18 protein-coding genes and 3 pseudogenes are annotated in these 17,991 nt (G+C 67.5%); 14 read left to right on the forward strand and 7 right to left on the reverse strand.

Annotation, left to right across the window (positions count from 1 at the left end; genetic code table 11):
• Positions 1 to 32: 32 nt before the first annotated feature.
• From EDD41_RS06225 to EDD41_RS06240, 4 genes are all read left to right on the forward strand, one after another.
• On the forward strand, positions 33 to 764 hold the full coding sequence (locus EDD41_RS06225; RefSeq protein ID WP_094764035.1) for a HEAT repeat domain-containing protein: 732 nt from the start codon (positions 33 to 35) through the stop codon (positions 762 to 764).
• A gap of 75 nt (positions 765 to 839) precedes the next feature.
• Positions 840 to 1,298 carry an RrF2 family transcriptional regulator gene (locus EDD41_RS06230; protein ID WP_123575300.1) on the forward strand — a complete coding sequence of 153 codons (459 nt, stop codon included), beginning with the start codon at positions 840 to 842 and terminating at the stop codon, positions 1,296 to 1,298.
• Entirely contained in the window at positions 1,288 to 2,001 is a 714-nt protein-coding gene (gene ric / locus EDD41_RS06235) for an iron-sulfur cluster repair di-iron protein (RefSeq protein ID WP_170165262.1), read from the forward strand. The genes EDD41_RS06230 and ric overlap by 11 nt, the downstream gene beginning before the upstream one ends.
• Before the next feature lie 49 nt (positions 2,002 to 2,050).
• On the forward strand, positions 2,051 to 3,349 hold the full coding sequence (locus EDD41_RS06240; RefSeq protein WP_123575302.1) for a TIGR04053 family radical SAM/SPASM domain-containing protein: 1,299 nt from the start codon (positions 2,051 to 2,053) through the stop codon (positions 3,347 to 3,349).
• Between the two features lie 262 nt (positions 3,350 to 3,611).
• Here EDD41_RS06240 and EDD41_RS06245 read toward each other — a convergent pair.
• Positions 3,612 to 3,878: pseudogene (locus EDD41_RS06245) on the reverse strand (ArsR/SmtB family transcription factor); the annotation flags it as partial.
• A 70-nt stretch (positions 3,879 to 3,948) separates the two neighbouring features.
• On the opposite strand from EDD41_RS06245, the gene EDD41_RS06250 reads away from it, so the two are divergent.
• From EDD41_RS06250 to EDD41_RS06270, 5 genes are all read left to right on the forward strand, one after another.
• A complete protein-coding gene (locus tag EDD41_RS06250; RefSeq protein ID WP_148060486.1) occupies positions 3,949 to 5,541 on the forward strand; it encodes a hypothetical protein in 1,593 nt (530 codons plus the stop codon).
• Between the two features lie 61 nt (positions 5,542 to 5,602).
• Positions 5,603 to 6,232, forward strand: a complete 630-nt coding sequence (locus EDD41_RS06255; RefSeq protein WP_148060487.1) for a hypothetical protein — start codon at positions 5,603 to 5,605, stop codon at positions 6,230 to 6,232.
• On the forward strand, positions 6,196 to 6,561 hold the full coding sequence (locus tag EDD41_RS06260) for a hypothetical protein (RefSeq protein ID WP_123575306.1): 366 nt from the start codon (positions 6,196 to 6,198) through the stop codon (positions 6,559 to 6,561). The genes EDD41_RS06255 and EDD41_RS06260 overlap by 37 nt, the downstream gene beginning before the upstream one ends.
• 30 nt (positions 6,562 to 6,591) lie before the next feature.
• On the forward strand, positions 6,592 to 6,921 hold the full coding sequence (locus tag EDD41_RS06265) for a L,D-transpeptidase (RefSeq protein WP_123575307.1): 330 nt from the start codon (positions 6,592 to 6,594) through the stop codon (positions 6,919 to 6,921).
• Between the two features lie 56 nt (positions 6,922 to 6,977).
• A complete protein-coding gene (locus tag EDD41_RS06270; RefSeq protein WP_123575308.1) occupies positions 6,978 to 7,565 on the forward strand; it encodes a hypothetical protein in 588 nt (195 codons plus the stop codon).
• Positions 7,566 to 7,592: 27 nt separating this feature from the next.
• On the opposite strand, the gene EDD41_RS06275 is transcribed toward EDD41_RS06270, so the two are convergent.
• On the reverse strand, positions 7,593 to 8,594 hold the full coding sequence (locus tag EDD41_RS06275; protein ID WP_123575309.1) for an LLM class flavin-dependent oxidoreductase: 1,002 nt from the start codon (positions 8,592 to 8,594) through the stop codon (positions 7,593 to 7,595).
• A gap of 262 nt (positions 8,595 to 8,856) precedes the next feature.
• Between EDD41_RS06275 and EDD41_RS06280 the strand changes: the two genes are divergently transcribed.
• A complete protein-coding gene (locus EDD41_RS06280) occupies positions 8,857 to 9,696 on the forward strand; it encodes an aldo/keto reductase (RefSeq protein ID WP_123575310.1) in 840 nt (279 codons plus the stop codon).
• 12 nt (positions 9,697 to 9,708) lie between these two features.
• On the opposite strand, the gene EDD41_RS06285 is transcribed toward EDD41_RS06280, so the two are convergent.
• Positions 9,709 to 10,077 carry a DUF5997 family protein gene (locus EDD41_RS06285; protein ID WP_245995549.1) on the reverse strand — a complete coding sequence of 123 codons (369 nt, stop codon included), beginning with the start codon at positions 10,075 to 10,077 and terminating at the stop codon, positions 9,709 to 9,711.
• A gap of 66 nt (positions 10,078 to 10,143) precedes the next feature.
• Here EDD41_RS06285 and EDD41_RS06290 point away from each other — a divergent pair, with 66 nt between their 5' ends.
• Positions 10,144 to 10,785, forward strand: a complete 642-nt coding sequence (locus EDD41_RS06290) for a LysR substrate-binding domain-containing protein (RefSeq protein ID WP_245995550.1) — start codon at positions 10,144 to 10,146, stop codon at positions 10,783 to 10,785.
• 194 nt (positions 10,786 to 10,979) lie between these two features.
• Positions 10,980 to 11,519, forward strand: a complete 540-nt coding sequence (locus EDD41_RS17445; RefSeq protein WP_245995551.1) for a hypothetical protein — start codon at positions 10,980 to 10,982, stop codon at positions 11,517 to 11,519.
• A gap of 26 nt (positions 11,520 to 11,545) precedes the next feature.
• On the opposite strand, the pseudogene EDD41_RS18130 reads toward EDD41_RS17445, so the two are convergent.
• Positions 11,546 to 11,755, reverse strand: a pseudogene (locus EDD41_RS18130) (nucleotidyltransferase family protein); the annotation flags it as partial.
• A 280-nt stretch (positions 11,756 to 12,035) separates the two neighbouring features.
• Positions 12,036 to 12,554: a hypothetical protein gene (locus tag EDD41_RS06300; RefSeq protein ID WP_148060488.1), complete on the reverse strand. Its 519-nt coding sequence runs from the start codon at positions 12,552 to 12,554 to the stop codon at positions 12,036 to 12,038.
• Positions 12,555 to 12,822: 268 nt separating this feature from the next.
• Between EDD41_RS06300 and EDD41_RS06305 the strand changes: the two genes are divergently transcribed.
• Entirely contained in the window at positions 12,823 to 13,917 is a 1,095-nt protein-coding gene (locus EDD41_RS06305) for a Fic family protein (RefSeq protein ID WP_123575313.1), read from the forward strand.
• A gap of 68 nt (positions 13,918 to 13,985) precedes the next feature.
• Here the strand turns inward: EDD41_RS06305 and EDD41_RS06310 are convergent, their stop codons facing one another.
• The gene (locus tag EDD41_RS06310) at positions 13,986 to 15,260 is read right to left on the reverse strand and encodes an ATP-binding protein (protein WP_123575314.1); all 1,275 of its coding nucleotides are present in this window, start codon (positions 15,258 to 15,260) and stop codon (positions 13,986 to 13,988) included.
• A 233-nt stretch (positions 15,261 to 15,493) separates the two neighbouring features.
• Complete coding sequence (locus EDD41_RS06315) at positions 15,494 to 16,273, reverse strand: BPL-N domain-containing protein (RefSeq protein ID WP_123575315.1); 780 nt, start codon at positions 16,271 to 16,273, stop codon at positions 15,494 to 15,496.
• A 124-nt stretch (positions 16,274 to 16,397) separates the two neighbouring features.
• On the opposite strand from EDD41_RS06315, the pseudogene EDD41_RS06320 reads away from it, so the two are divergent.
• A pseudogene (locus tag EDD41_RS06320) lies at positions 16,398 to 17,799 on the forward strand (IS1380 family transposase).
• Positions 17,800 to 17,991 lie beyond the last annotated feature (192 nt).

Raw genomic sequence — 17,991 nt, forward strand, 5'->3', positions numbered from 1 at the left:
AGGACCTTGGGACGCCCGCCTATGATCGTCGCGTGACCTCCTTGGCAACCCTGATGTCCGCCCTGCGCGGAGCCGACGCCAACCTCCGCCAGCAGGCCGCCCTGCAGCTTGGCGGACACGAGACCGCGGAAGTGTGTGCAGAGCTGGTGGAGTTGATGGCCAGCGAGCCGGATGACTTCGTGCGCGAGACCCTCACCTGGGCCGTGGTCAGCACTCCGCAGACCGCCACGGCTCCCCTGGTGGCGGCGCTGGAACGTGACGACCTCCCCCAGGAGCCCGTCCTGCACGCCCTGAGCAAGGTGGGCGACCCGTCCACCGTCGCGGCGATCCTGCCGCATGCCGCCAGCGAGGATCCGACGGTGGCGGCCAAGGCGTGGTGGGCCCTGGGGCGGATTGCCGACGATTCCTCGCTGCCGGTCCTGCTGTCCCATCTGGGAGCGCAGAAGGCGGAGTTGCGCCATGGCCTGACCCGGGCGCTGCTGCAGTTCGGTGCCAGGGCCATCGACGCGCTGGAGGGTGAGCTGGACCACCCGGATGCCGCGCACCGGTCGCATGCGGCGGAGGTGCTGGTGGCCTTCGCGAATCCGGACCAGTACGGCACCGTGGAGCGGCGCAGCGGGCAGGACTTCTCGGCCCGGGCGGCTGAGGTGCTGCGTCGGGCGAAGGCTCCGGAGGTGGACGGCGCCCTGTTGTTGGCGACGGTGAGCGACGACCGCCCCGGCCTGGCGTCCGCCGCCGAAGGCCTGCGCGAGCAGCGCGGCTGACAACCACCCTCCCCCGTTCAGCCGATGGCACGGACCCCCGCGTCAGCCCCGGATCCAATTGTGTAGTCTATGACTATGAGACTTGAGGTAACTCGGCGGGCCGAGTTGGCAGTACAGGCGATGGCCCTGCTGTCACCTCCCGACACCCGCCTCAAGGCCCCCGACCTCGCGGACGCACTCCAGAGCACGCGGGGCTTCGTGCCCCAGGTGGTGGGTCCGCTGGTGAAGGCGGGATGGGTGCAGTCCATCCCCGGCCCGACGGGCGGCTACTCCCTCACCCCCGCCGCCAGCCGCATCAGCGTGCTGGAGGTGATCGAGGCCGTCGACGGCCCCACCGCCACCGGACAGTGCGTCGCCCATGACCAGCCCTGCGGCCAGGGCCGCCCCTGCGCCCTGCACGAAGCCTGGACGAAGGCGCGCACCAGCCTGGTCGCCACCCTGTCCGCGGTTCCCGCCGTCCCCGAAGCGCCGGCAGCAGAACCAACAAGCACCACGTCACACACCGAGCAGAAGGAGAAGCACCATGAAGGCTGACACCAACGCAACCCTGGGCGCCCTGGTCACACAGGACCCGCGCCGCGCCCGCGTGCTGGAGAAGCACGAGCTGGACTACTGCTGCAATGGGCAGCGGACGCTGGCGGAGGCAGCCGCCGCGGCCGGCCTCGACGCCGAACAGGTGGCCGCGACGCTGGACCTTCCCGAGGCACCAGCCGCACCGGATGCCCCGGGCAGCGTGCCGCTGGCCAATGCCACCCTGGCCCACGAGATCGTCGACACCCACCACGCCTACCTGTGGGAGGAGATGCCGCGCCTGCAGGCGCTGGTGGCGAAGGTGCAGGGGGTCCACGGCCAGAACCATCCCGAGCTGACCCGGGTGCGCGAGGCCTACGAGGAAGCCGTCGCGGACCTGGAGCCGCACCTGACCAAGGAGGAGCGGGTGCTCTTTCCGGCCATCAGCAAGCTGGAGAAGGCCCAGGCACCGGTCGCATTCCCCTTCGGCACCCTCGCCAACCCGATCCGCCAGATGCTGGCCGAGCACGACGTCGTCGGTGACCTGTTCAAGGAGATCCGCCAGTTGACCGGCGGCTACACCGCCCCGGACGACGCCTGCAATTCCTACCGCGCGATGCTCACCGGGCTGGAGGAGATGGAGTTGGACCTGCACGAGCACATCCACAAGGAGAACAACATCCTGTTTCCCCGGGTGCTGGAGCTGGAAGCAAGCCTGAGGGCCTGAGCCCCCACCCCCGCCGTCCAGTCAGACCAGCCCGCAGGAGAGACCCCAGATGCACATCGACGAGACCCGCACCGACCACGTCCCCGCCGAGGTGCGTCAGCAGCGCGCCGCGGTGCGCGAGCTGCGACACGATCCCGACGACCGCCCCTTCATCGTGATCTGGGAGGTGACGCGCGCCTGCCAGCTGGCCTGCGCCCACTGCCGTGCGGATGCCCAGCAGCGCTTCCACCCGGACCAGCTCACCACCGAGCACGGCAAGGCCCTGCTGGACGACATTGCCCAGTTCGGCAGGCCGACGCCCATCGTCATCCTCACCGGCGGCGATCCCTTCGAGCGCAAGGACCTGGAGGAGCTCGTCGCCCACGGGACCGGTCTGGGCCTGTCGATGGCGCTCTCCCCGTCGGTGACGGCCAACTTCACCCGCGAACGGCTGGCGAGCCTGCGGGAGGCGGGCGGCAAGGCGGTCTCGCTGTCCATGGACGGTTGCCGGGCCCAGACCCACGACGCCTTCCGCGGTTTCAAGGGCACCTATGACAAGACCCTGGAGGCCGCCAAGGTCACCACGGATGCGGGTTTCCGGTTGCAGATCAACACGACGGTGACCCGCCGCACGGTCACGGAGCTGCCGGACCTGATGGTGCAGGTGAAGGATCTGGGCGCGCACCTGTGGTCGCTCTTCTTCCTGGTGCCGACGGGCCGCGGCCAGGCCCTGCAGGCCCTTGACGCGCAGGAGAACGAGGACGTCCTGCAGTGGGCGCATGACGTCAGCGGTTACATCGCCATCAAGACCACCGAGGCGCAGGCCTACCGTCGGGTGGCGATGCAACGCGCCACCGACGAGGCCCCGCCGCACGGGGAGCTCTACGACCAGCTGATGGCCCGCACCCTGGAGCTGGTGAGCGCGGAGGACCTGGTCAACCGCCGCCCGCGCCCGCCGCTGGCCACCAATTCCGGGCGCGGCTTCGTCTTCATCGACCACGTGGGCGACGTCTACCCGTCGGGCTTCCTGCCCTACCACTGCGGCAATGTGAAGGACGAGTCCTTCCGCGGTATCTACCGCAATTCACCGATCATGCTCTCCCTGCGCCGGCCCGACGCCTTCCACGGCAAGTGTGGGGTGTGCCCCTTCAACCAGATCTGTGGTGGCTCGCGTTCGCACGCCTATGCGGTCACCGGGGACATGTTGGCCTCCGATCCGACGTGCGCCTGGACCCCGCCTCGATGGCTGGCGGAGCATCCCGACGAGGACCCCATCACGGGCGCCCGGACCGCTCCGGTGCTGCTGGATGTCGTGGGGTCCCCGGCGCCGGTGGCGCAGGAGAACCTGCGGGCCGCGGCGGACCACTGAGGCGCCGGTCACTGCGCCGGTCACCGCGCCTGGGAGTTTCGACGTGCACAGTTGACTGCGCACGTCGGCGCAACACGGGCATGCGCTGCAGCGGGTGCTCCGGTGGCTGCGACGTGCACAGTTGACTTCGCACGTCGAAGCGACACGCACCGCCCACCGATCCACAGCGACTGGGCCCACAGCGACTGGGCCCGCAGCGACTGGGCCCGCCGCAGGGGCAGGATTCCTAGTGGGAGGCGTCGTGCCCGCGCGGCACCAGATCCAGCAGGGCACGGATCTCGTCGGGATGTGCCAGGGCGTAGTAGGTGGCCCGGCCGTGGACGTGACTGGACAGCATTCCGGCTCGTCGCAGCACCGCGACGTGGGCAGAGACGGTGGACTGGGCCAGACCCACGTGTTCCACCAGGTCCGTCACGCGGTGCTCGCCGGAGAGCAGGTGCCGCACGATGGAGACCCGGTTGGGTTCTGCGAGCCCCTTGAACCACGTGGCCGCCAACTCGTCGAAGGGATCCACACCCGCAGGATTCATCGTCACATGGCGATATTAGACGATCTCAGGCGAGACTGGCGATGCGCCCACATCACATATGATGGGCATCATGGAATTGTGGGCCGCCCTGCGGCGCGTCGGCCTGCTTGCGACGGTGGCCGCGCTCGGCGCCGGTTGCAGTGCCCAAACACCCGCCAGCTCTCCGACCCCCACCCCTACCACGGCCCGGCCAACACCCACCGTCGACCAGTGGTCGCTGCCCCAGTTGGTGCCCGGCCTCCAGACCCCGGCACCCCATTTCCGGGCACCGGCCCCCAAGGTCGCCACGGCGGGCCCGGCCGTCACCGTCGACCTGCGTGCGCCGGCAGCAAGCCAGATGCAGTGGCGCTCCACGAATGTCGGTCTGTCCTTCGAGGCCGAGGAACTGGACGACCCCCGGTGGGCACCGGAGGGCTCCCCCTTGACGCCGCTGCTGACGGCCTTGCACCAACCGTCACTGCGCTTCGGCGGCAACTCTGTGGACCGCCGGATGTGGTGGACCTCATCCGGCGAGCCCGCCCCGAAGTGGGCCAAGGCCACGGTGACGCCGACGAGTTTCCAGCGGCTGCGCCGAATGGCGGACCGCACCAATGCCACGGTCACCCTGGTACTGGATCTTGGACACCAGGATGCGAAACGCGCCGCCGACATGGCCTTCCACGCCCGCAAGGCCTTGGGCCCCAGACTGGTCGCGGTCACGATCGGCAATGAGCCCAATGGCTACCACCACCCGTCGCAACCAAAGCTCCAGTTGCGCAAGGCCAGCTGGGACGAGCGCGCCTATGCCGCCCAGGCCCGCGCCTACCAGAAGGCCATCCACACCCGGGCACCCGGCCTGCCCCTGGCCGGGCCCGGCGCCTATGACGCGTCATGGTGGCGAGCCTTCGGCGACGCGAAGTTGCCGCACACCGTCGCCCTGACTCAGCACTGGTACCCGCTGTGGTCCTGCCCCACCCGCAGCGGGGCCACCGACCCGCGCGCGACACCCACCGTTGCGAACCTCACCTCCCCGTGGTTGCATGCCAAGGCATCAACCATGATCAGCACCGCGCAGCGGACCGCCGCCTCCTACCGCCTGCCGCTGTGGTTGGAGGAGACGGGGCCGACGTCATGCACCGGGGCCGCCGTCTCGCGGACCCACGCCCACGCCCTGTGGAGCGTCGACTACGTCCTGAACGCGGCGGCCAACGGCGCCCGGCGCACCAACATGCACTCGACCCTGCTGCCGTGCGGCAGGGGGAATCCGATGAGCACGGTGTGCTCGACCACCGGCCCGCAGAAGGCGGATCCGGTCGTCGGGCAGTCCAGCTTCCAGTCGCTGCTCTTCGCCGCCCAGCTCCGGCCGGGGACCGTCAGGCCGGTCATGACGGGCAATGCGCGCATCTTCGGCCATGCCATCACCTCGCGAGCGGGAACGGATCTGGTGCTGGTGAACATGAACGATCCGGCGAAGGTGGGCGCCAGCGCCGTGAAGGTCCTGCCCCCGAAGGTAGCTGTGGTGACGCAGGCGTCGCTTCTCACCGGAGACTCACTGGCCTCAAGGACGGGCACGACGCTGCTGTCGCTGTCCCCTGCCACGTCCGCGACCAGTCTGGACGCCGGGAGCGCCCTGCTGGTACGCCTCCAGCCGCCCCGCGACGGCAAGCCTGCGCCGCAGGCATGACACCGCCCCTCCGTAGCCTGATGACACGAACCGACGAGCACTCCTCGCGGCGGTCGCCGGCTTGGCCGTGGCGGGTTGCCGGCCGGGCAAGGCTTCCCGCGAGTCCATCACGGCCGAGGAGTTCACCCGTCGAGCCAAGGAGATCCGGGGTGTCACGACGGTCAGCACCGCAGGCGACGAGTGGACCCTCGGCTTCAGCTCCTCACTGACCGCCAACGGGCTGAAGGCCGTGTCGGACGGGGTCTTCCGGCTGGTCAACTCCGTCGATCTGGCCGGCCGCCCCGCCATCACCCTGAGGTCCGGGACGGTCAGCGCCGACGTGGGCCGGACCGACGTCAGCGGACGGCCACCGCAGGCGCCGGAGCTTCGCTGGGTGCGGAGGATCGACGGGACGTCGCCGCACCGCGGGCTGGTGATCGAGGAGCATCTCGCCCAGGTCAGCCGCGACGTCGATCCGATGGCCCGGTTGCGTCCCGTGGTGGCCCGGCGTCCCCCAGTGGAGAAGTACTCCGGGTTGCGGGTGTCACACGAGCCGGTCCACGTCTTGATCTCACCGGGTGAACCCGGCGCGGCGGCAAGCTTCGCGGCCCTCGACCGGGTGTCCAGGACAGCGCCGCCATGCTCCTGTCGAACAGTCTGGGCTCGTCATCGGGGATGGAACTGCGGGTCAGGGCCCGGCTCCACGCGCTGACGACGGTGGGCCACCTGCTGGCCCGGTTTGCCAACCCGGCGGACGTACGTGCACAGCTCACCACGGTGGCCGGGGACAGCTGGCGGGGGCAGCTCGACGAGTTGCGCGCGGTCATCGATTCCAGCCGGGGACTGGCCGGGGCCGTGGCCGCCACTGGCGCCAATCTGGCCTCGTCTGGCGATTACCTGGTGATCGAGGTTCCCGACGGTGACGTGCTGGATAAGGGGGTGGCGCTGCTCGCATCGCCCGCCTGGACGCCGGGACCCCAGTCGTCGGTGTCCATCAAGGTCCGCAAGGGCCACCAGAGCAACACCACCGCGGAGGTCTGACAGGAGGCGGGCCCGCTGCTCGCCGACGCCTTGCGGGCGGGACTGACCTCCACCCGGGTGACCGGCGGGCGGGGAGGCAGGCACACCCGCCGCTTCGACATCTCCTTCGACCAGAGCAACAATCTGCCGGACCTCACCACCCCCGAGGGCTACGGGAGGATCATCGAGGTGCTGGGCCGGCACCGCTGGCAGGGCGAGGCGCAGATCGAGTTGGCCTACGACGACCACCTGATCTTCTGGTCCACGGACCGGGGTACGGCGCAGGATGCCTACTTCGCCCTGCATGGCGCGAAGTCCCGCGAGCCCAACGGTTGGGCGCTCGATTTCCTCCGCGCCTGGGACGCCAGCGCGACACCCTAGAATTCCGCACACGAAACCACTGAGGACTGCACGGACCTTCCACGAAGAGGAGCCGCATGAAGGCCAGGGCCGCTGAGCAGTATGAACGTCTACGACGTCAGGGGCGCCTGGAGCTTCGGGCCGACCGCCGCCCGCTGGTCTGGGCGTGGGCCGTCATGGCCATCTGCGTCGTGCTGGCGGCGTGCCTGACGTTGGCGGTACTGACCAGCGAGTCCTCCGTTGCGGACCCCGGTGCGGTTGCCGTGTTGGCCTTCTGGGTTCCCTTCCTGCTCCTACCTGGCCTGGCCCCGCTGGTGATCACCTGGCGGGTTGCCCGTCGCCGCCAGGCCCTCGTGGTGGATGCCGCCGGAATCGAGGAGTGGGCCACGCGCCACGGGCGACGTGAGCGGGTGGCCCACTACCCGTGGTCCGAGGTGGAGCTGGTGCGCATGGTGCGGGGACGCCATCCTCGCGTCGGGTTGCAGTTGACGCCGTCGGGTCACCAGCGTGTGCTCGCCCAGTACTCGGCGATGGGCGGCCGGATGATGCGTCTGGCCGACGTGCTGGGACCGCGGCTGGTTCTGCTGTCCGACTACGAGGGTGGCCCCAAGGTCACCGTCGAACTGCTGCAGCAGGCGCATCGCGACGTGACCGGGCGGAGCTGAGCGCCGGCCCGGTCGTCGTCGCAGCCCTCAGCGCGGGGCGGGCGCGAGCAACTCCAGGGTGCGCCGCTTGCGCTCCTCACCCACGGCCATGTTCACCAGGATCAGCTCGTCGGCCTGCACCTGGTCGGCGAAGCCGTCAAGGCCCCGCTCCACCTGGGACTGGGTGCCGGAGAAGGTGCAATCCAGCATTGACAACAGCTGTTGGCCCTGCGGGTGCTGGCGCGCGGCGCGCAGGTCCTCGTCGCTGGGCGTGCTGCCGCCACGGCTGAGGAAGTCCCGCAGCCACGCATCCTCGGCGAGCCGACGCTGCTCGGCGGCATCGGCCTCGTCGTCGCTGACGATGACATTGGCGGCGGCGATGAACCACGGTGTGGCATTCGGCGGTGCCAGCGGCCCCTGGGGGTCGAAGTCCGCCCGGTACTCCTGGGCTGCCTGGTGCAGCATGGCCGGCGCGAAGTGCGAGGCGAAGGAATAGGGCAGGCCCAGCTGGGCGGCCAGGCGGGCTCCGAAGAGCGAGGAGCCCAGGATGTAGAGCGGCACATTGGTGCCCTGGCCGGGGTGTGCGGCCACACCTGGGGTGGGCGACTCGTCGGACAGGAAGCCGTGCAGCTCCACCACGTCCTCGGGGAAGCGGTCCGATTCGCGGCCGGTGCGGCGCAGTGCCCGGACGGTCGTCTGGTCGGTGCCAGGGGCGCGCCCCAACCCCAGGTCGATGCGCCCCGGGTGCAGGCTCTCCAGCATGCCGAACTGTTCTGCGATCACCAGCGGCGAGTGGTTGGGCAGCATGACCCCGCCGGCGCCGACACGGATCCGTTCGGTCTGGGAGGCGACGTGCTCGATCAGCACCGAGGTGGCCGAGGAGGCAATCGAGGCAGCATTGTGGTGCTCGGCAAACCACAGGCGTCGGTAGCCCAGGCCGTCTGCGGCCTGGGCCAGCCGGACGCTGCGGGCGATGGCCTCGGCGGGGCCCTCGGTGGCCGGGTCGAAGCGGACCAGGTCGAGGATCGACAGGGGAACGGAAACGGGCAATGGGGTGGGCCTTTCACTCAACCAAGCGGAGAGACTATCCACTTCACCTTACGGAGAGGGTCTCCACTTATCAAGTCCCGGCATTCGCCCCAAAACTGAGAGCCCACAGGAGCCCTCGCCGAAATTGGAACGTGCCAGGCCCCGTATTTGTTCTCAGTTTTGGGACCGGATCCCCTAGGAGAGCCATGAAGGTCTTGCTGATCAACCAATGTCGAGGCCCAGCCCAAGCACCTGGAGCAGTACGCGGTCTAGCGTTGAGGGCATGAGGACACTCGATTTCGCTGGACGGCAGGTCCCGGCCATCGGGCTGGGCACCTGGGACATGGGCGAGGGCCACACCCCTCGTGCGCAGGAGGCCGACGCGCTTCGGGCTGGGCTCGACGCGGGACTGGTGGTGGTGGACACCGCCGAGATGTATGCCGACGGTGGCGCCGAGGAAGTGGTCGGCGACGCGCTGGCCGGTCGGCGGGACGACGCCGTGCTGGTCAGCAAGGTCTACCCGCACAATGCCTCGCGTCGAGGTGTCCGGGCCGCCTGCGAGCGGAGCCTCGCACGGCTTCGCACCGACCACATCGACGTCTACCTGTTGCACTGGCGGGGCCGTCACCCCTTGGCCGAGACGGTCCAGGGTTTCGAGGACCTGGTGGCCGATGGGCTGATCGGCGCCTGGGGCGTCTCCAACCTGGATGCCGACGATCTGCGTGAACTGGGCCAAGTGCCCGGTGGCAAAGCCTGTGTCACCGACCAGGTGCTCTACAACCTGACCCGCCGGGGCCCGGAACTGGGCGTCCTCCCGGCCGCCGCGGCGTCGGGGATGTCGGTGATGGCCTATTCTCCGCTGGAACAGGCCCGGATCTTCGACGCACCCGGCGCCGAAGCCCTGACCACCGTCGCCGATCGTCATGGTGCGACGGCCGCACAGGTTGCCCTGGCCTGGACCATCCGCGACGGCAATGTGCTGGCCATCCCCAAGTCGGCCAGCACCGCGCGGGTCCGCGAGAATGCCGCCGCGCTGGAGCTCACGCTGACCGACGATGACCTCGCCGAGCTCGACCGAGCCTTTCCCGCCCCGCCGAGGCGGGTGCCGCTGGAGATGCTGTGATGCGGGGGCTGGTCAGCGCTGGTCGCGGGCCTTCTCGGCCTTGAGTCGTTCGTTCTCGGCAAGGACCTGGCGGTGCACGGACCGCTCGTGCTGCAGCCATGCCGGCGGGTCGGCGAGCAGTTCGCCCACCTGGTCGGCGTTGAGGGGCTCGGTGAGCCCGCCACGGGTTAGTCCGGAGTTGGAGACCCCGAGCTTGGCCGCGATGACGTCGCGCGGGAAGGGGCCGTTCTTGCGGAGCTCGACCAGCCAGGCCGGGGGCTCATCCCGCAGCGCATCCAGCTCATCGCGGGTGATCGGGTTCTCCTGGAAGTCCTGGGGTGCGGCGGACAGCAGGATGCCCAACTTCTGGGCGGCAGTGGACGGCTTCATGGTTTGGCTCACGACGCGAGCGTATCCGAGCCCGCCGACATTGTCGGGGTCGACGATTCCACCCGCTAGCCTGCAGGGGTGACTGAGAACCCGTCGACACCCCCCGGCCTGCGCATCGGGCATGTGCGTGGCGTGGTCCTGCACAAGTGGCAGCGCACCTGGGAGGAGCGTTACCGCAACCCCCTGCAGATCCAGGAGATCGCCGACGAGGCGCAACTCGACGGCCTGCGCGACGGCAGTCTGGACATGTGTTTCGTCCGCTTGCCCATTGCCCGTGACGGCCTGCACGCCATTCCCCTCTACGAGGAGCAGATGGTGGCCTGGGTGGACAAGGAGCACCTGTTCGCGGCTGCCGATGAGCTGACCATGGCAGATCTGGCCGACGAGGAGACCGTCCTGACCGAGCTCGACGCCACCGCCATCGACCGGGTGCTGGTGGGCGCCGTGCTGGTGGTCCCGATGTCGATTGCCCGTGGCGCCAGCCGTCGTGACCTGGTCTTCCGTCCGATCACCGACGCGGAGCCCTCCCCCGTCGCGCTGGCCTGGCGCATCGACGACGAGAATCCGCTGCTGGACGAGTTCGTCGGCGTGGTGCGTGGCCGCAGCGCCAACAGCTCGAGGACGCAGAAGGAACGCTCCACGTCAGGCGCGAAGCCGGTCAAGGCCCGACCACAGGCCAAGAAGCCGTCGCGTCCGCGCAAGGTACGCCGCGGCCACTGATCTGCGCTTCTACCAGGGTGGATCCAGTGAACGAGATCCGCCCCCTGTTCCCTTTCACCTGCTCGGAAGACTCTCGCCTCGGGCTCGATGGTGGCGCCGCTCCTCGAATTCGTCGTGTTGGTGGTGGTCTTCGCCGTCGCCTTCATCGTCCTCACGGAGGTTTTGCATGCCATGGTGGGCGAACGCGCCGATGCGTGCTGGGCCACGCAGCCATGGCCGCGGCGCTGCCGGCAACCTTCGTCGCCGTGACCGCGGGTGGTCGCCGGCGTGCCACCGCCCTGCTCTCCAGCGACGGCCGTGGACACGTCCGCCTGGCGGCGGCTGCTTTTGGGTTGACCCTGGTCATCGCGGGGCTGGCCCGCGTGTCCGCGGGCTGGGCGACGGGCACCCTCGAACCGCATGCGAGCGGCTTCGGGCCGGGGGCTCTGGCCCTGACCGTCGGCCTCATCACGCTGGCCGCCTTCGCCGAGGGGATCCTGTTCCGGGCCTGGCTACCGCAGGCCATCGGCGTCTGGGTGCGCTCCCCCTGGGTGGCCCATGGCGTGACGGTCCCCCTGTTCATCCTGGGCATCTGCCTTGCAGTCCTGACCTGGCACTTCAACGGCATCGCTGCTTCGACGGGCGTGCATGCGGCCAGCAATGTCGTTCTGGCCCTGGCGCCTGAGCTGCTGACCACTGGGGCGAACATGGGTGGTGGGCGTCCCAAAGATAGGCCTTGGACGTCGGCAACATAGACGGTCTCCGACTGACTGAGCGCCGACTCTCTGAAGTAGGGGTTCCGGATCGCGCGCTTCACCACAAGGTCGACGTCGCGGTTGACGATCTCGCGGAGCTCGTCGCGAAGTGCACAGAACTCCTCAAAAGGGTCAGGCCGACCAGGCGAGAAGTCGACCAAGAAGTCGACGTCGCTGTCTTCTTCGAAACCAGTGGTCAGGGCAGATCCAAAAAACCGCCAGCTCGGCATCCCCATACCGCTCGGCGGCGCGACTGATCGCGTCTCCGTCCAAGCTCACAGTGACGATCATGGCACCAGTATCCCTTCGCCGCTTTGGCGGAGACCAGAGAGTTACTCACCGCCGAGCAATTCGCCAATCCACGGCAAGGTCGGCCCACTATGCACGTCCAACCCTGACCCTGCACTCACTCCATCACGTGAAGAGTCGAGCTCCCACGTGCACAGTGGCACCCGGGCTGACCGCGACGACTACACATTGAACCGGAACTCCACCGCATTGCGCGACAGATAGGCCTCACAGATCGATCATGGCGAACCCTGGCTCTCGCCACCACAGATGGCCCATTGCAGCTGACTGGCGCTGGCTCGCAAGCACCCGCTCCCCCACGCCGTGGAGAATCGCGTCGTAGGACGCCGCCTCGAAGGTGAACTCCAAGGGGAACTCGATGGCGCTGTACGGCTCCTCGTGGTGACTGCCATCCCATCCGAACTGGTTCCAGCGCACCATCTGCCCACAACGTTCGATGGCGGCCGTGAGCGCACCGCAGCCAAGGTCGCCACACTCGCGACACACGTACAACTCCACTCGGCCAGCAGGAAGACTGACCTGGAGACCCAGGGACAAGGACGCCAACCAGGCCAGTCCGGACTCCAGATCCCATCCGGCTTGCAAGGGCGTGGAAGTCCACACCAGCAGATCTTCGCCGATCACTGAGCGCAGGGATGCGCGATTCACGACGAGGTCGAGATAGCGAGGACAAAGCCGATTGCCATCCAGTGGCAGCGTCGACTCGACGAGGTCCAGATGATCCACACGCTAACGATAGACATCTGAAATGCCTAGTCAACTAATTATTGAACCTGAACTCCACCACGTTCCGTAGCCAATTACAGTCTGCGTAGCAGACTCCGGCGGTCGCAGCACCCTGAACCATCACTGCAGCCCACGCCGCAGATCAGTCCAAGGAACGGCAAGAGCCCGCTGCTAACGCGACCTGTCGATGTGATCACCACATGTGACGAACGTGTCGAAATTATCGCTTTTCATCGACACGTCGTGCCGTCATGGTTACGCTGCCCCCATGACGCCGAGCCCGGATCAGCCGTACCAAGACCTTCCCCCGCTGCCCCCGACCGGAGTTGTGGAGACACCCGCGGTGCTCAAGGCGACGATCTCGGCAAGCCGAGCCCTGGCACGCTTGGATGGCGCCTACAAGCGTCTCCCCGATCCGACGATGCTGATCAACTTGATCCCTCTCATGGAGGCGCAGGCATCGAGCGAGATCGAGAACATCGTCACCACCAACGACGAGTTGTTCAAGGCCGCCAACGGCGCACTGTCCACCCTCACTCCCCAAGTGAAGGAGGCTCTTCGCTACCGGGAGGCACTGCGCGCCGGACGCGAGTCCCTCGACCTGCGCCCCATTACGCATCAGACGGCCATCGATGTGTGCTCGATCCTCCAGGCCAGCCCGGCGATCATCCGCAACCAGCCAGGCACGTACATCGGCAACCCGGCGACCGGGCGATGCATCTACACCCCGCCAGTGGGCAAGGACGTCATCCTCGACCACCTGTCCGCATGGGAACGCTTCCTGCACGGCGACCACGGGTTGGATCCCCTCGTCGTCATGGCGCTGACCCACTATCAGTTCGAGGCCATCCACCCGTTTTTCGACGGCAACGGCCGAACGGGCCGCATCCTCAACCTGCTGATCCTCATCGAGACCGGGCTACTGGAGCTGCCCATCCTCTACCTCTCCGGCCACATCGTCCGCCACAAGGACACCTACTACGAACGACTCAACGCTGTTACCCATAACGGCGAGTGGGAGCCGTGGATCCTCTTAATGCTCTCCGGCATCGAGTCCACCGCGCGGTGGACGCTGGACCTCGTCGAGAGGACCGACCAGATGCGCGCCCTCATGGAGCACCAGATCCGCGAGCAGAACTCCAAGTTGCCCGCCGCTTCCTTGGCCCGGATGCTGTTCAGCCAACCGTACCTACGCATCGACAATGTCGTGGAGGCGGGCTTGGCCAAGCGTCAGACCGCAGCGCACTGGCTGACCGAACTGGCCGAACCGGGTCTCATCATCAAAGAGCGAGTCGGCCGAAACGTCATCTTCATCAACAGCCGCTTGCTGCAAACGCTCTTTCATACACCACTGCCGGAGTAAGGACACCGCCTACACATTGAAGCGGAACTCCACCGAGTTGCGGAACGTAGAACCATCTGCGCGATCGCTCAGACAGGCACAGGAGTCCAGAGCCGGTCGATGGGCATCACATGCAGCCGGTCCTCGTAGGTGTAGGAGCGGCTACCGGTCGTCAGCATGATGCCGCCGATGAACCTCTCCCCCAGCAGGTCGCGAAGCTGGGCAAGACCGCGGAACTCCTTCCCCGAGGCCCGTTCGCTGGCTTTGACCTCGAACGCGACGACTCGCCCATCGTCGTACTCGATGACGAGGTCGACCTCAGCCCCGTCACTCGTACGCCAGTGCCCGAGCGTGACGGGATCATCGAGCCAGGACGCCTGCTTGCGCAGCTCCCCGACGACGAAGGTCTCCAGCAGGTGCCCGAAGTCAGTGAGCGACGTCGGGTCGATGCCGGTGACCTTCTCCGGCGTGAGCCGGAGCAGTCGGGCAGCCAGCCCGGAGTCGACGACGTGGACCTTCGGCTTCGCACTCACCCGCGAGCGGAGGCTCTTGCCCCACGCGGGGAGACGCACAGCCAGGAACAGGTCCTCGAGGAGCCGGAGATGGCTCTCCGTCGTCTCCCTGTTGGTCCCTACCCTTTCCGCCGTCGCCGCCACGTTCAGCAATTGACCGGTCTGCGCCGCGATATGCCCCAAGAGATCGGCCAACGCTTGACGCTCGCGGATTCTGCTGAGCTCGACGGCATCGCGTTCGACGGACGCCCGAACGAAGTCATCGAACCAACGGGCTCTGGCCGAGGCTGACCGACGCAGGGCGAGAGGCATTCCCCCGGAGCACACACGGTCGACATAGTCGGGCCGCGTGGTCGACGAAGACGGGACGGCACTCACGACGTCGTCGGCATCACCCGCGAGCGCCTCGAGCAGGTTCTCCCGCACCCCCTCGAGTTCCCCTTGGGAGAGCGGCCAGATGACGAGCGAATGGAGCCGGCCGGTCAGCGCCTGTGCCGTCGCCGGCAGAGCGTCCTGCCTCGTCGACCCCGTGATGATCGCCGTGCCCGGGGGGCTGCCTTCACGGTTCAGCCGGGCCTTGAGCGCATCGAGGATGTCTGGAACCCGCTGGTACTCGTCGATGCAGATCGGGGCCCCGGCGCGCACCGAGGCGGCCAGGTTCCCCTGGATCGCCTCACGCACTTCAACGTCGTCGAGGTCGATCACCGAGCCGCCGGCTGCCTCGGCGAAGCCGCGGAGCACCGTCGACTTGCCCACCGATCGTGGACCATGCAGCGCGATCACCGGCTCGGTGCGCATCTGTTCGGCCAACAGATCGCTGACGCGGCGTGGGACAAGTCCATCGAGCTGCATGCCGCCACCCTAGCAGGACCAACTATGCCAACCCTACAAACGTGAGCACCGCAAACCAGCAGACGTGAGCCTCTCGATCTAGCAAAAATGAGCGCCCAAGCCCCATGAGCCAAGGATCAGACGTTGAAGCGGAACTCCACGGCGTTTCGCAGCTGGAGTGAGCCTTCGGAGGACAAGAGTGGCGTTGTTGCTCTCCCTTGGGCCAATTGTGTCGCACTTGGCCGCCCCGACGGTCAGCTGAGAATCCGTTTGACGAGCGGGAGCGCATATCGCCAGTCGTCGCCGTCTTGATCAAAGAGATCGGCGTCCTCGAACCAGGTTGCGTCCGCCTCCGGATGAGGGCCAATCAAGCCCACACTTCCATCGCCAAACCGATAACACGCGGCGGCGAGGTCGCCTGTCTCGTAATGGGCGTAGGCCTCAGCGCCGCCTACAGGCAACCGCGCGCCCTCTTGGAAGTAGGTCCATCGCAACGTGTCGCCCCACGTGACTGCCACCACATCATCCGTACTATCTTTCACAGGGAAGTCGGGAACGCCCACCTCCCCCTCGACGGATTCACTGAAAAACCCGAATCCCTCGCTCCCTGCAAGATATGCACCCATGCAGATGCCGAGGTAGCTACCGCCGGTAGCCACAAAGTCACTCACCCCGCGGATGAAATCCGCAGGAAAACTCTGGGCAGCGGCACGAATATCGTCTCCACCGCCCGGCTGGGCGTAGAGAGCGACTCCAGAAAGGGCACTTGATTTGAGAGGGAATTCTTCATGCGGGCCGATAAACGCAACGTCCATACCAAGCTGTGATTGCGACAGTCGCTCAGCAAGAGTTTTCGAGCATCCTGCGCACCCCGCCGGGCCGCGGTACACGAGGGCGATCCGCGCATCCGGAGTCTCGTCGTCGTTCCTGCTGATCGGTGCACATCCGTTCGCCAGCCCAGCGAAAGGGACCGTCAGCAGCCCCGCGAGGACTGACCGGCGCGACCGTCCAGCAGGTGATTCGAACGTACCCATCCTTCAATGCTAGCCCGGAGATTTCACGGGGGTGGCTGGACGTGAAGGAGGGAAGTGCCCGCTGACCTGCGAAGATACCGATTGTCTAGGTCTGTATCAGCGTGGTTGAAGGAGCACTTCCCAGGTGAACAAGCGTAGCGGGATGTATCCGCGTCTCCGAGTCGACTCCGCTGCGGTGCCGGCGGTGGCCCAGGCGGGCGGGGTGCTGCTCACCCGGACCGTGGAGACCTCCGGCCTGGGAATCTTGTTGAGCCGGGCGCTGGGACCGTGGCGCAAATCCCTCGCGAGGCATGACCCGGCGAAGGTGCTGCTGGATCTGGCGATCAGCCTCGCGCTGGGTGGTGATGCCTGTCGTGACGCCGCGCTGCTGCGCAGCGAACCCGGTGTCTATGGCCGGGTGGCCTCGGATGCGACGATCTCGCGCACCATCACCGCCCTCGCGGCCGATGTCGACCGGGTGGAGAAAGCCGTGGCCCAGGCCACTGCAGCAGCTCGCCAGCACGTCTGGGGCCTGGCAGGCGAGGCGGCACCAGGCCATGGGGCGAGCGCCGGGGATCCGATCATCATTGATCTGGACGCCACTCTCGTCACGTCACATTCGGACAAGGAACTGGCCCGGCCGACGTTCAAGAAGGGCTACGGTTTCCACCCGCTGTTGGCCTTCGTCGACCACGGCCCCGACGGGACCGGCGAACCCATGGCAGGGCTGCTCAGGTCGGGCAATGCCGGCTCCAACACCGCCGCCGATCACGAGACCGTCATCAAGGCTGCGCTCAAACAGGTGCCCGGGATCAACCCCGCCAGGCCGGGCAAGAAGGTGCTGATCCGTACTGACGGGGCCGGCGGATCCCAACAGCTACTCGGCTTCCTCGCCCGGCGCGGACTGTCGTACTCGAGCGGCTTCACGCTGCCGATGAGCACCCCGGAGTTGTATCACCTTGTTCCCGAGCACGCGTGGCAGGATGCCTACAACGCCGACGGCCAGGTCCGCGACGGCGCAGCCGTGGTCGAGTTCACCGACCTCCTCACCGCCAAAGACCTGTTGAAGGGCTACCCCACCGGGATGCGAGTGATCGTGCGCCGAGAACGACCCCACCCCGGCGCCCAACTCCGCTTTGATGACGTCGATGGCTACCGGCTCACCGCCTTCGTCACCAACACTGCCAGAGGCCAGTTGGCTGATTTGGAGATGCGGCACCGCCGCCGCGCCCGTTGTGAGGACCGCATCCGCACCGCAAAAGACACCGGCCTGACCAACCTGCCGTTGCAGGGCTATGACCAGAATCGCATCCGGCTGCTCATCGTCCAGCTGGCCAGCGACCTGCTCGCCTGGATGGCCATGCTCGCCCTCCAAGGCCCTGCGCGGCGATGGGAACCCAAAACCCTGCGGCACCGCCTGTTCACTCTTCAACGCCACCTTGGCGCGCACAGGCAGGCGCACCATCCTGCACCTCAAACAGGCCAGCCCCTGGTCACCCATGATTCTGGACGGCTGGAACCGGCTCTCCGCACTCACCCCACCCTGACCCAACCGTCACCCGCCCCGACGACCAGCAGTAGCCATTCGGCAGTGGAACCGACGCCCACCCGCAACGACATGCGGGCACTTGTCACACCCACATGCCACAATCACGAGCATGAGACCGGCAACGACGCTGGACCGTTGACCAACCAGCCCTCATGAAAGATCGAGGCTAGGCGTTGACAGCGACGGGATC

Source organism: Luteococcus japonicus (assembly GCF_003752415.1).
In the GTDB taxonomy this organism is placed as follows: domain Bacteria; phylum Actinomycetota; class Actinomycetes; order Propionibacteriales; family Propionibacteriaceae; genus Luteococcus; species Luteococcus japonicus.